Below are 14,255 nucleotides of genomic sequence, written 5' to 3'. Positions count from 1 at the left end.
TCCTCTTATTGGTCATTATTTTGCATATTCAACTGCTCTAGTTTCTCTGATAACAGTTACTTTAATATGACCTGGGTAATCTAATTCGCCTTCAATTCGCTTACGAATATCCCGTGCGATTTTTACTGAATCAATGTCATCAATTTCATCAGGCTTAACCATAATTCTAATTTCTCTACCTGCCTGAATAGCAAACGACTTTTCTACACCTGTAAACGACTCTGATATTTCTTCAAGCTTCTCGAGACGCTTGATGTAATTTTCCAATGTTTCACTTCTTGCTCCAGGACGTGCAGCGGATAGTGCGTCTGCTGCAGCAACCAAAACAGAAATAATGGAAGTAGCTTCTTCATCACCATGGTGAGAAGCAATCGAATTAATGACAACTTCATGTTCCTTGTACTTGATTCCTAGTTCTTTCCCAATTTCAACATGGCTTCCCTCTACTTCATGATCAATAGCTTTACCAATGTCATGAAGTAAGCCAGCTCTTTTTGCAAGTGTTTCATCTTCACCTAACTCAGCAGCAAGCAGTCCGGAAAGGTACGCTACCTCTGTAGAATGCTTCAACACATTTTGACCATAGCTTGTACGATATTTTAGGCGACCAAGTATTTTAACTAAATCCGGATGTAGTCCGTGTACTCCAACTTCAAACGTTGTTTCCTCTCCAATTTCCCGTATATATTCATCTACCTCACGTCTGGCTTTATCCACCATTTCTTCTATTCTTGCAGGGTGTATTCTACCGTCTTGTACGAGTTTCTCTAGAGCCATACGAGCTGTCTCTCGACGTATTGGATCAAAACCTGACAGAATTACTGCTTCCGGCGTATCATCAATAATTAAATCGATACCGGTAAGCGTTTCTAAAGTCCGAATATTTCGGCCCTCACGACCAATAATTCGACCTTTCATTTCGTCATTAGGAAGATTTACAACAGATACAGTGGTTTCTGCAACATGGTCTGCGGCGCAACGCTGTAAGGCTAATGAAAGAATACTTTTAGCTTTCTTGTCAGCTTCTTCTTTCGCACGATTTTCAGCTTCTTTTATCATTAATGCTGATTCATGACTAACCTCTTGTTCAACTCGCTCTAAAATAATCTGTCTTGCCTGATCAGTTGTATACCCTGAAATGCGTTCAAGCTCCGTTTGCTGCTCCTGAATTAAAGCTTCCACTTTGCTTTCCATTTCTTCAATTTGTTGTTGTTTTTCTGTTAGTGATTGTTCTTTATTCTCTAACAAGAGCTCTCGCTTATCCAGCGTTTCACTTTTTCTGTCCAGATTTTCTTCTTTTTGCATCAGACGATTTTCTTGCTTTTGTACTTCTGTTCGACGTTCACGTAAGTCATCTTCTGTCTGCTGACGAAGTTTATGATTTTCATCCTTCGCCTCAAGAAGTGCCTCTTTTTTAGAGGCATCTGCATTTCGATGTGCTTCATCTACTATTTGTTTAGCTAAATTTTCAGCACTGGAAATTTTAGCTTCTGCAATAGATTTACGAATCAGATAACCAACAACAATACCGACGATTACGGCAAGCAAAATGGAGATGATTAAGGGACTGTCCATGGGGTTCACCTCCTATTGCTATAAGTTGTACAACAATTCATTATTGTCGGCATGTACAATGTTCAATAATAAATAAGTAAATTTGTATAATAAAAATATAAAATTATACAATTTAATTGTAATTGTCCGTATAGACAATGTCAAGGAATCGTAACAATTATCAATCCGGTCAAATTACTAAATCCCTTGCCAGTAATTACCAGCAAAGGATTTTTCAGTTAAATATTCTTAGACATCTAAACTTTCCTGTCCCTTTTCTTCTTATTCTTCTTTTTCTTCTTTTTCTTCTGGCTGTTCATCTAAATTATAATGTTGACGGATCATTCCATGTAACTCTTTCATGACATTCTCATTAGCCTTCAGATATTCTTTTGCATTTTCCCGGCCTTGTCCAAGCCGATCTCCATTATAGGAATACCATGCACCACTTTTTTGAACGATATCAAGGTCAGATCCAACATCTATTATTTCTCCCTCTTTGGATATCCCTTCCCCATACATAATGTCGACCTCTGCCTTCTTGAAAGGTGGAGCTACTTTATTCTTAACCACTTTAATACGTGTTTTATTACCAACCATATCATTTCCCTGTTTTAATGTCTCCGCACGGCGAACTTCCAATCTAACAGATGCATAGAATTTAAGTGCGCGACCGCCAGGAGTTGTTTCCGGATTACCAAACATAACCCCAACTTTTTCTCTGATTTGGTTAATGAATATAGCTGTTGTCTTTGATTTATTAATTGCACCTGATAGTTTTCTTAGTGCTTGCGACATAAGGCGTGCCTGCAAGCCCACATGTGCATCTCCCATTTCGCCTTCAATTTCCGCTTTGGGAACTAAAGCAGCAACCGAGTCAACGACAACTATATCTACAGCGCCACTGCGAACAAGTGCCTCAGCAATTTCCAGAGCTTGTTCACCAGTATCTGGCTGAGATAATAATAATTCGTCAGTGTCTACACCTAATGCACGTGCATAAGTCGGGTCAAGTGCATGCTCGGCATCTATAAACGCCGCATGTCCACCCTTACGTTGTGCTTCAGCAATTGCATGTAGAGCTACAGTTGTTTTACCAGAAGATTCTGGTCCATATATTTCTACCACACGCCCCCTTGGATATCCACCAATTCCCAAGGATACATCCAGTGCCAGTGAACCACTTGGAATTGTTTCAATCTTTTTTTCAGCCTGTTCACCTAATTTCATAACAGAACCTTTACCGAATTGTTTTTCAATTTGTTTTAGCGCCATATCTAAAGCTTGTTTTTTATCTCCCAACGAGCTTACCTCCTTTAATTAACTATCTACATCATACCTTGTTTTTCATGTTTTGCCAAGAAAAGAACGAATAAATGTTCTCATTTTCAGAGGTTTTTATAACGTGAGAAATAATATTTATTAGATTATAAGACTCTGAAAATACAATTTCCCAGTAAATTCATGATCCCAAAATACTATTTCAACAAATTATATAAAAGTTCAAATCCTTTTAAAGTAGCTTTTTTTCGTATTGTTTGCCGGTCACCCTGGAATGTAAATTTCTTTGCAGTTCTTTCTTTAGAACCGTTATCGATAGCAATAAAAACAGTTCCAGCAGGATGACCTTCAACACTATCCGGACCAGCAACACCCGTAAAACTAATTCCTATATCTGACTCTAATAGCGCACATATATTTCTGGACATTTCCAGCGCACATTCTTCACTGACTGTTCCATGCTGCCTAATCGTTTCAGGCAAAACATGCAATACATTTTCTTTAACGTTTGTATCATAACAAACAAGCCCGCCACGGCATACTTCAGAGGCGCTCTCAACAGCTATAAGTTTGTCAGTAAACATACCTCCTGTTAAGCTTTCAGCAGCACCTATGTATTTATTTTGAGCTTTTAACAAGTTAAACACGTTCTCCTCTATTGATTGCTCATCGGCTCCATAGATGTAGTCTCCTACTTTGGCATGAATTTGCAGCTTTGTATTGCTGATTAAACTTAAAGCCTCTTCTTGGGTGTTCGCCTTAGCAGTTAGCCTTATAGCTATACCTTCACTTTGTGCCAAAGGAGCAATCGTGGGATTACTTTGATTTTGAATAATATCACTAAGTTCATCCTCAAGCTGTGACTCACCAATGCCTATAAATCGCAGCATTGTGGATTTAATAACGGAGCTTTCTCCTGTTAGTTGCTGAAGATACGGCATTACCTTATCCAACATCATCTGTTTCATTTCTCTTGGTACACCAGGCAAAAAAATCCACGTTGTATCATCTTCAGATACAATCATTCCTGGTGCCATCCCCACGGTATTTTCAATTACGTCAGCACCAGTAAATACGCGAGCTTGTTTTCGATTATTCACTGTCATTTTAGTTCTCTGTTTCCTAAAGTATGCCTCTATTTTCTCCATTGATGGTCGGTGTTCAATTATATCCCTTTTGGCGATTTTCTGAAAAGCTTCTCTAGTTAAATCATCCTCTGTCGGACCTAATCCACCAGTAACAATTATAATATCTGCCCGGCTCTTTGAATGCTGAAACTGTTCCCTCACTCTTTGCAGATTATCTCCCACAACCGAATGATGAAATACATTCATTCCTATCGTTGCCAGTTTTTCCGACATCCACTGAGCGTTTGTGTTGGCAATCTGTCCCAATAATAGCTCCGTACCTACTGCAATAATTTCTGTTCGAAACTGTTTCGTCATTTTGAATCCCTCATTACATGCCAATTTTTAACAAAATAATCATAACCTGATAAAATTGTAAAGAACAAGGCTACATACAACATTATAGTAGCAAAAGGTAATCCTATATATGAAAATGGAAAATTATGAAGCAGTAATGCCGCAATCGCAACCATTTGAGTTACTGTTTTTAATTTCCCCATGCTACCCGCTGCTAAGACTACTCCCTCACCAGCAGCTACCAAACGCAGACCAGTAATTGCAAATTCTCTACTAATAATTATAATCGTAACCCATGCAGGTGCCAGTCCTAGTTCAACAAGTAAAATAAGTGCAGTGGCTACAAGTAGTTTATCTGCCAGTGGATCTAAAAACTTCCCTAAATTAGTAACTAAATTATACTTTCTGGCGTAATAGCCATCCACCCAGTCAGTTGTTGAAGCTACGATAAACAGAATCGCCGCAGCAAGATGTGATACAGGGAGAGATGACTCGCCAATGTTCCATACACCCCAGTTGAATGGAACACTTAATAGAATAATGAAAATTGGGATTAAAAATATACGTGAGAGCGTGATTTTATTTGGTATATTCACAACTATTTCCTCCTACGGTATAAACCCCCTCCATATAAGGAGGGGGTAAAATAGAATGGCTATTACTAATTTGATTGTGCACTTGCTTTGTTAATATTTATCCAAAGATTTTGAAGCATATATTCATTTTCATCAACCGGATAATTAACCTCTACACCATCAATCGTAATCGACAAATCAGGTGCAGACCCAACTCTAAACCAGACGCGCTCTGCTTCAGAAAGATCTAGTTCAAGCGGAGAATCATCAGCAGTGAACATCCCTGAAAATAAAGATTTACCATCACCGTTCTCCACTTCAAGCCATGATTCGGCAGATGTCTCTAATGTCGCCGTTACATTATCATTTGCATTATCCAGAGCAAGTGTAGATTCAGGTGTGGATCCAGTACCTTCTTCAACTACCGTTAATTTTGGTTGTGGTTGCTCTGGTCCTTCTGGCTGTTCTGTATCATCGTTGTTGTTTTCCTCACTTGTTGTATCAGAGTTATCATCTTCTGCTTGTTCATTTTCTTGATCGTTTTCGGCAGGGTAAGTAACCTCATCACCATTATTTTGTGGGTCTACAGGTTCTGAACTGTCATCAGACAAGGTTTGCTGATAGAAATACCACGCTGCAAAAACAATACCTATCACTAAAAGAACGACAATAATAGTTGGAATAAATGAGAAGAATGGTGAACTTTTCGTTGGATTATTGTCCTTACGTGACCGGTGAATTTGGGTATATTGGGTAGAATTCTCTGCTTCGGTCTTCGGTATTTCATCTTTATACTCTTCCAGTAGCTCGGCTGAATCCAAACCAACCGCATTGGCATATTCCTTAATAAATGCCCGAGCATAAAATTTACCTGGTAAAATATGGAAATTCCCTTGTTCAATTGCTTCCAGATATCTTTTTTGAATTTTAGTTGTTTCCTGTAAACTTTCCAACGATATCTGTTTTTCTTCTCTAGCTTCTTTTAGTCTTGCTCCTATCTCCATAATAACACCATCCATTTTTAGTTGCACTTATGCAATAAGAAAAGAATATATACTTTTCTTACTGCTAGAAATCAAACATCGAAAAGCCATTATCCTGACTGAATTGATTCTGCTCAACTGTTTCGTATGTAATTTCTTCGTCTTCACTGCTGCGTAATTCAATAATATAATCAAAGTCGTCTAATTTATATTCTGTCGTTTGTACGAACATATCAGGATGCTCTACAACTTTAATGGCAGGAAGCTGCATTATCTCACGAATAAGCTGCCAGTGCTTTTCATTAGCACGCCTAGTCGAGACAATACCATCAATAATGTACAAATTATCATTATTATACTCATCCTGAATTAATTGACTTCGGATGGTTTGCTTTAACAAAGTACTTGATACAAATAACCAACGTTTATTTGCACAAACGCTTGCAGCAACAATCGATTCCGTTTTGCCTACACGCGGCATGCCACGAATTCCAATTAATTTATGTCCTTCCTTTTTGTATAACTCTGCCATAAAGTCAACTAATACACCTAAATCAGCACGGACGAAACGAAACGTTTTTCGATCATCGGCATCACTATGTATGTATCGTCCATGTCTTACAGCAAGTTTATCACGAAGTTTCGGTTTACGTAATTTTTTTACCTCTATCATGTCCATCGTTTGTAAAATTGACTTCAATCGAGTGATTTGCTCGTCTTCCCTTGAAAGTAATAACATACCCCTTCTTGAATTCTCTACACCATTTATAGATATAATATTAATAGAGAGCATCCCTAACAAGGAAGAAATATCACCCAGTAATCCAGGGCGATTATATTGAATCTCATATTCAAGGTACCATTCTGTCTTTTCCATAATAAGCCCCTTTATATATATATGCTGTATTAATGGTAACGAAACAAACATATTATTGCAATATATCTATATAACTATAATAAAGGATTTTAAGTTCCGTGAAAAGAAGATTATGCATTTCCGTATGGGAAAAAATAAAGAAGCTGCATGTATTAGTCAACAGCTTCTCTATTTATATAGATAATATTAATTTGTATTTCCCTGATTCTGTACGAGTTTTACCATTGTGTTAGCTAATGCATGTCTTTCATCCGTATCCGCTGCATTCCAAAGTTCTCTTAGCACTGCTTCTTCATTATTCTTAGCTTCAGTACCTTTAGCTAAGTAGTCACCAACTTCGTATGCCATATTCGATACGGCCTGCTGACTCATACCCTGCGACTCTGCTTGCTCCAGTTTATTCGCTAAAAAACCTTTCCATGAATCAAAATTATCCAGAACGGACATACAAATCTGCCTCCTTCAATTTTTTACATGATTAGTATTTGATTTTTTAGCAAGTTTATACATAACTATTGAGGATTACCAGCCACCGGTTACATTGATAATTTCTCCTTGAATATAACTTGATTTTTCATTCATTAAGAAAAGGATTACATTGGCAACATCATCCGTTGTTCCAGCCCGATTGTTTGGTATATCATTTGTTATGTTTTCTTTTTCAGCAGGCAGTAAATGGTTATTCATTTTTGTGTCAATAAATCCAGGACTTACAGCATTCACAGATATCCCTGAGGGTGCGACCTCTTTAGCCAGCGATTTCACAAAACTATTCTGGGCACCTTTTAGTGATGAATACATTACTTCGTTACTTGCACCAATTTCACCCCAAATGGATGTAATAAAGATAATCTTTCCTTGCTTATTCTGGATCATCGCAGGCAATAAATGCTTTGTAATCAGCCAAGGCGTTTTTACATGTAAATTAAGCATCTCGTCCATAACGTTTTCATCTGTATCCTGGAACAATCCATAATGAGCCTTGCCACTAGCAAATATAACGGCATCAACAGGGAAAACGAGCTGTGTTAATAATCTCCTAACTTCTGCTTCCACACTAAGATCAGCTTGAATTTCGGTTAATATCAATTCTTCATTAAGATTTAATCGGTATCTGTCGATTGCTTGTTTATTCTTGTGATAATGCAATAAAAGGTTGTAGCCTTCGCTAGCAAGTGCTTTAGCAATTGCACCACCAATATCGCCGCTAGCTCCAATCAGTAATACGTTTTTCCCCATATAATCCCCTACTCGCTAACAATTTTACAAACAGCTATACGATCATCCTGTATCCAATCCCGCACAAATGAATTGAACTGATCTACCGTCAATGATTGAATAGATGGTATCAACTCAAATAAATCGATTCCCATCGTATGGTAATGGATATATTTATTCGCAATAAATTCAAGTGAATTCATCGCACGTAATAGCTGTCCAATTTTTTTCTTCTTCATACGATCAACTTCTTCAGCTGTAAACGTAGCATCATAAGTTGATTTTAATAACTCCTGAACCCTCCCCGCAAATTGGTCAGGATTATCTGTATTACTGCCAATAAAAGAATAGCCAAAGTTTTTTTCTAAATTTGTTTCAAATGAGAAACTGCTGTCGATAAGCTTCTCTTCGTATAACTTTTTATAAAAAGGACCACTTTTTGAAAAGTAAAAGTCTATAATCATACTCTGGAGCAAATCTTTTTCCAGAAACTCCTGTTTATTTAGTTCTCCTGATGATTCTTTAATACCTACAGTACATTTTGCAATCGAGACTGGCATCACAATCTTATTCTCTTTCATTGCAACCCCTTTTGGTTCCTCGGGAAACTCCCGTTGAATAGTATCCAATTTAGCAAAGTCTTTGGAGTCCTGGTTACTTTGAATTAAATTCATCATACTATCTGCATCAAAGTTACCCGCAATAAACAGTGTCATATTCTCAGGGTGATAAAACGTATTATAACACGTATATAAATCATCCTTTGTAATGGAGTTAATGGAGTCTACTGTACCTGCAATATCAATCTTAACAGGATGATTTTGGAACATACTCCTGAGTGTCCCGGTGAAAGACTGCCAATCGGGCTGGTCATTATACATTTCAATTTCCTGAGCGATGATTCCTTTTTCTTTTTCTACCGATCCCTCTGAAAAGTAAGGATCCTGAACAAAATTAAGTAATGTTTCAACATTTTTTTCAATAAAATTTGTAGCGGCAAATAAGTATGCCGTCTTAGTAAATGATGTATAAGCATTTGGTGACGCACCTTGTTTACTGAAATCTGCAAATACATCCCGATCTTCTTTTTCAAACATCTTGTGTTCCAGAAAGTGTGCGACACCTTCGGGGACTGTAATCTCTTCACTACCATTTATCGGCACAAATGTTTGGTCAATCGATCCATAGTTAGTGGAAAAGACACCATACGTTTTTGACATCTCGGGCTTTGGAAGTAAAAAGACAGTTAATCCATTTTTCAACTGATTTGTATAAATTGTTTCATCAATATTTGCATATGTTAACTTATTCATCTGATTCTCCTCCCTTGCCAGTCAATAAATAAATCGTATCCAGTTCAATTTTATTCGCTACTTCAATTACATTTTCTGTTGATACCTGTTTAATACCCTCAATTAATGTCTGCGGTGGTCTTTCAGTCCCTGCAACAACCTGCTGGTACAATAACTCAATCATACCTTGTGCGCTGTCCATGGTTTCAAGCAGCTGATTAATGATTAGTTCCTTTGTATTATCCATCTCTTCTGCTGAAAAATCACCCTTTTTCATTGCATCCATCTGCAGTTCAATAATTTCTCTTGCTTTTTCGTAATCATTGGGAGCTATACCACTAAACACAAATAATAGTCCCTTGTGACTTTCAAATCTTGATGCTGCATAATAGGCAAGACTATTTTTTTCCCTGACATTGATAAATAATTTGGAACTGGGGAACCCGCCAAATAAACCATTGAATACTTGCAGCGCAAAATAATCATCGTCCTGATAAGTACTGTGAGTTCGATAGCCAAAATGCAGCTTTGCTTGCTGAATATCCTGCTTTTCTATGACAGTATTCGGCTGCTGCTTCAATTCTTTGGACGCATCTTCCTTTTTATTAGGTGCAACTTGATATTCATTTCGTTGGAATGTTGAACGTATTTTTTCTTTTACTGTTGCAGAATCAAAATCACCTAATACATAAATATCCAGCTGATCTTCCTGCAATACAGTTTGATGATATGCAAAAAGATTTTCAGCAGTAATTGATTCCAAATCTTCTTCATACCCGTGAACATGCAGTTTATATCGTTCATCTTCACACATTTTATCAATTAGCTTCATATTGGCATAACTCATTTTATCATCAATTATAGCGCTCATCTTCTGTTTTAATGTATCTTTTTCCCTATCTATGATAGATTGCTTAAAGGCTTCATTCTCACTGTTTGGATGAAAGATAACCTCTTTTAGTAGTGCCATTGCCTCATCTAATATAGCGGATTCATCCTTAATAAACTTTTGGTTTGCCACTTCCATACGAATACTCAGAATATGATCGTTTCCTTTTTTTCCTCCCCCCATCGAAAGGACTGCACCGTATAAGCTGTCAAGTTTTGATTGTATGTCACTCCTGCTTGGAAAGGATTTCGTTCCTTGTTGTAAAACATATGGAAGTAAAGCACGTTTTGTTATTGTCTCCCTTGACAATGGAGCTTTTAGCTTAGCTGTAATCGTCACTGTCTTAAATTTTTTACTTGGGACAACATGCAGGTTTACACCATTTTCATGTGTCACATCTTCAACCATTGTATCCATTCGTGACCCTCCCGGGATATGTATTGTTTGAAAATTATTCTACTCTTAGTGTGCTCCTATAATTGTTATTTTATAGCAAAAAAACCTGGGTTGCTATTAATATAATAACAACCCAGGTTTTTCACTATTTATCTGCTTCCTTTAATGTATGGTACTCCATTTGCTTTTGGCGCTTCTGCCCGGCCGATAAAGCCAGCTAGTGCTAAAATTGTTAATACATATGGTGCAATCAACAAGAATACTTGTGGAACATCTTCCAGCAGTGGAATTCCTGCACTTATAACACTTAGACTCTGTGCAAAACCAAAGAATAAAGCTGCACCCATTGCACCAAGCGGATGCCATTTTCCAAAAATAACAGCTGCCAAAGACATAAACCCTTGACCAACAATTGTCGCATGCGAAAAGTTTAATGCGATTGTTAATGCGAAGACGGAGCCACCCAATCCACCAAATGCACCGGAAAGAATAACAGCAATATAGCGCATTTTATAAACGTTTATTCCATTTGTGTCAGCTGCCATTGGGTGTTCCCCAACAGCACGCAACCGGAGACCAAATGGTGTTTTATATAAAATGTACCAGGCCACAAATGCTAATGCTATTGCGATATATGAGGTAAGGTATATGTCTTGAAAAAAGATTGGTCCTAGTACGGGTATATCACTTAAAAACGCAATATCATTTGTATAGAAAGGTTCTGTCACCATATCCGTTTGACCTTTTCCATACCATTGTTTCGTTAAAAAGACGCCTAATCCTAACGCTAAAAAGTTAATAGCTACACCACTTACAACTTGATCAGCCCTAAATGAGACAGATGCAACGGCGTGGATTATTGCAAAAATAGCCGAAACAACCATAGCAACTAATATTGAAACCCATGGTGTCCATGCGCCTAGCACATCAGCAAATGTCAAATTAAATACAATACCGACAAATGCACCCATGACCATTAAACCTTCTAACCCAATATTAACAACACCTGAACGTTCACTGAATACTCCACCTAACGCCGTAAATATCAGAGGCGCTGAAAAGAAAAGTGCGGGCGGAATAATTGATTGTAACAGATCTACAAGCCCCATTTATTTCTCCTCCTTTTTAAAGCGAAGTATTGCCCATCTAATAATATAACTTGATGCTACAAAGAAGATGATTAATGCAATAATAATATCAACAAGTTCTGTAGGAACACCAGAAGCGGTCGGCATATTTATTGCCCCGACCTTCAATGCACCAAACAATATGGCGGCAAAAACAACACCAATAGCGGTATTCGCACCTAATAATGCGACAGCTATACCATCGAAACCAAGATTAGTAAAACCAGACATAACAGAGACAGATCCATATGTACCTAATCCTTCCATAGCCCCTGCCAAGCCTGCAAAAGCTCCGGCAATTACCATAGACAGAACAATATTTTTACTTACATTCATACCAGCGTATTTCGATGCATGCTGATTAAATCCAACAGATTTCAGTTCATATCCAACTGAAGTTCGTTGAATAATAAACCACATTACGATTGCCGCAAAAAGGGCAATTAATATTCCATAATGCATCCTTGAAAAGTAAGTTAAACCCTGAAGCCATTCTGATGCGAGCGATGCTGACGCAGGAATATTTTCAGTTGAACTCAAATTATCCGTTAAAATACTCCTAATGACTTCATTTGTAACGTATAATGCGATATAGTTCATCATAATCGTAACAATTACTTCATGTACACCAAGCTTTGCTTTTAAAATACCTGGAACAAAGCCCCAAAGTGCACCTGCAGCTGCGGCAGCTAATACCGCCAGTGGCAAATGGACAATCATTGGAGCATCAATAGCCAAACCAACCCAGACTGCTGCAAGCCATCCTACAATAACCTGTCCTTCTGCACCAATATTAAATAGGCCCGTACGGAAGGCGAATGCTACAGCCAGTCCAGTTAAAATATATGGTGTAACCTGCCTTACTGTTTCACCCATATAATATAAGTCACCAAAGGCACCTGCCCATAATGCGCTGTATCCTGTAATTGGGTTATAACCTGAAGCTAGCATGATAATTGCTCCAGCTATCAAACCGAGCAAAACAGAAATTACCGGAATTAATATATTAAATAATCTATTCGATATCATTTGTTTCACCTGCCTCGTCTTTGTTACTACCCGCCATTAGTAACCCAAGTTCTTGTTCATTCGTTTCTGCAGGTTTAACGTTTGCAACAATTTGACCATCAAACATAACAGCAATCCGATCGCTCACATCAAATATTTCATCAAGTTCAAAAGAAACTAAAAGTACCGCTTTCCCTTTATCACGTTCCTCAATTAATTTTTTGTGAATAAATTCAATTGCCCCCACATCAAGACCTCTGGTAGGCTGTGCAGCAATTAATAAATCAGGTGATCGGTCGACTTCACGGGCAATGATAGCCTTTTGCTGATTTCCCCCGGATAGTGCCCTGGCTTTGGTGAATTCATTCGGCGTTCGAACATCATATTCGTCGATTAAGTCCTTAGCCTTTTTACTAATCTCTTTAAAATTTAATATTTTATTTTTGGAGTATGGTTTTTGATAATACGTTTGTAACACCATATTTTCACCAATTGGAAAGTCCAATACCAAACCGTATTTTTGACGGTCCTGTGGTATATGTCCAATACCACTTTCTGTTACTTTTCGTGGTTTAAGATTCATTATGTTTTTTTTGTTGATGGTAATTGACCCGGACTGTGCTTTTCTCAAACCAGTAATTGCCTCAATCAATTCTGTTTGCCCATTTCCGTCAACACCAGCTATACCAACAATCTCTCCTGCACGAACATCAAGGTTCAAACCTTTAACAAGGTTAACTTTACGGGCGTCCTCAACATATAGATTTGAAATGCTCAAAACATTTTCTTTCGGGTTTGCTTCTTCTTTATCAGTCTTAAAGCTGATTTCTCTTCCCACCATAAGGGATGCTAATTCAGTAACGTTTGTATCACCTACATTAACGGTATCAATCCCTTTTCCTTTTCGAATAACTGTACAACGATCACAAACCTGCATAATTTCTTTTAGTTTATGTGTTATCAGTATTATAGATTTCCCTTCTCTAATTAATGAGTTCATAATTTCAATAAGCTCTTTAATTTCCTGTGGTGTTAAAACCGCTGTTGGTTCATCTAAAATCAGAACATTAGCTCCACGATACAGTGTTTTTAAAATTTCCACACGCTGCTGCATACCAACTGAAATATCACGAATTTTTGCAGTTGGGTCTACATTAAGTCCATACCGGTCAGAAAGCTCCTTTATTTCTTGTTCTGCCTGCTTCAGGTTAATTTTCCCACTACTTGTTGGCTCACTGCCCAGTATTATATTTTCTGTTACTGTATATGTATCAACTAACATAAAGTGCTGATGCACCATACCAATTCCAAGTTCATTGGCAATATTAGGGTCAGTAATGTTCACCTTCTTACCGTTAACACGTATTTCACCCTTTTCTGGCTGGTACAATCCAAATAAAACATTCATTAATGTAGATTTTCCAGCACCATTTTCCCCTAACAATGCATGTATTTCCTGTTTCTTAACTTGTATTGTAATGTCATCATTTGCAACAACACCAGGAAATTCCTTCCGTATATTAAGCATTTCAATAACATAATCCAAATGATTTCACTCCTTTATAAAGCTGTAACGTTATTTATTCTATTGAAATATCACCAAATGAAAAGGGCTGGAAGATTATCTCTTC

The 14,255-nt window shown here is 37.6% G+C and carries 13 protein-coding genes; all 13 read right to left on the bottom strand.

What is annotated here, in order from left to right; all coding sequences use genetic code 11:
• Nucleotides 1–15: 15 nt before the first annotated feature.
• Nucleotides 16–1,575, bottom strand: coding sequence for a ribonuclease Y (rny, locus tag ACTWQM_RS08240; protein ID WP_443257703.1), 1,560 nt, complete (start codon nt 1,573–1,575; stop codon nt 16–18).
• Between the two features lie 261 nt (nt 1,576–1,836).
• Nucleotides 1,837–2,856 carry a recombinase RecA gene (gene recA / locus ACTWQM_RS08235; RefSeq protein WP_443257701.1) on the bottom strand — a complete coding sequence of 340 codons (1,020 nt, stop codon included), beginning with the start codon at nt 2,854–2,856 and terminating at the stop codon, nt 1,837–1,839.
• A gap of 176 nt (nt 2,857–3,032) precedes the next feature.
• On the bottom strand, nt 3,033–4,280 hold the full coding sequence (locus tag ACTWQM_RS08230) for a competence/damage-inducible protein A (protein WP_443257700.1): 1,248 nt from the start codon (nt 4,278–4,280) through the stop codon (nt 3,033–3,035).
• On the bottom strand, nt 4,277–4,855 hold the full coding sequence (gene pgsA, locus ACTWQM_RS08225) for a CDP-diacylglycerol--glycerol-3-phosphate 3-phosphatidyltransferase (protein WP_443257699.1): 579 nt from the start codon (nt 4,853–4,855) through the stop codon (nt 4,277–4,279). Before pgsA ends, ACTWQM_RS08230 begins: the two co-directional genes overlap by 4 nt.
• A 65-nt stretch (nt 4,856–4,920) precedes the next feature.
• Nucleotides 4,921–5,865 (bottom strand): helix-turn-helix domain-containing protein, encoded by a 945-nt coding sequence (locus ACTWQM_RS08220; protein ID WP_443257698.1) that lies wholly within the window; start codon nt 5,863–5,865, stop codon nt 4,921–4,923.
• Between the two features lie 37 nt (nt 5,866–5,902).
• Nucleotides 5,903–6,694: a YmfK family protein gene (locus tag ACTWQM_RS08215; protein WP_443257697.1), complete on the bottom strand. Its 792-nt coding sequence runs from the start codon at nt 6,692–6,694 to the stop codon at nt 5,903–5,905.
• Between the two features lie 186 nt (nt 6,695–6,880).
• Nucleotides 6,881–7,141, bottom strand: coding sequence for a DUF3243 domain-containing protein (locus ACTWQM_RS08210; protein WP_443257696.1), 261 nt, complete (start codon nt 7,139–7,141; stop codon nt 6,881–6,883).
• Nucleotides 7,142–7,216: 75 nt separating this feature from the next.
• On the bottom strand, nt 7,217–7,933 hold the full coding sequence (gene ymfI / locus ACTWQM_RS08205) for an elongation factor P 5-aminopentanone reductase (protein ID WP_443257695.1): 717 nt from the start codon (nt 7,931–7,933) through the stop codon (nt 7,217–7,219).
• A gap of 8 nt (nt 7,934–7,941) precedes the next feature.
• Nucleotides 7,942–9,225 carry an EF-P 5-aminopentanol modification-associated protein YfmH gene (gene yfmH, locus ACTWQM_RS08200; protein WP_443257694.1) on the bottom strand — a complete coding sequence of 428 codons (1,284 nt, stop codon included), beginning with the start codon at nt 9,223–9,225 and terminating at the stop codon, nt 7,942–7,944.
• A complete protein-coding gene (gene yfmF / locus ACTWQM_RS08195; protein ID WP_443257693.1) occupies nt 9,218–10,510 on the bottom strand; it encodes an EF-P 5-aminopentanol modification-associated protein YfmF in 1,293 nt (430 codons plus the stop codon). Before yfmF ends, yfmH begins: the two co-directional genes overlap by 8 nt.
• A gap of 128 nt (nt 10,511–10,638) precedes the next feature.
• On the bottom strand, nt 10,639–11,598 hold the full coding sequence (locus ACTWQM_RS08190; RefSeq protein ID WP_443257692.1) for an ABC transporter permease: 960 nt from the start codon (nt 11,596–11,598) through the stop codon (nt 10,639–10,641).
• A complete protein-coding gene (locus tag ACTWQM_RS08185; protein ID WP_443257691.1) occupies nt 11,599–12,645 on the bottom strand; it encodes an ABC transporter permease in 1,047 nt (348 codons plus the stop codon).
• Nucleotides 12,632–14,170, bottom strand: a complete 1,539-nt coding sequence (locus ACTWQM_RS08180; RefSeq protein WP_443257690.1) for an ABC transporter ATP-binding protein — start codon at nt 14,168–14,170, stop codon at nt 12,632–12,634. The genes ACTWQM_RS08185 and ACTWQM_RS08180 overlap by 14 nt, the downstream gene beginning before the upstream one ends.
• Nucleotides 14,171–14,255: the final 85 nt, after the last annotated feature.

Source organism: Virgibacillus sp. L01 (assembly GCF_052246775.1).
GTDB lineage: Bacteria > Bacillota > Bacilli > Bacillales > Amphibacillaceae > Lentibacillus.
Note: the sequence above shows the minus strand (reverse complement) of the source record. Positions and strands in the feature narration are given on the sequence as shown.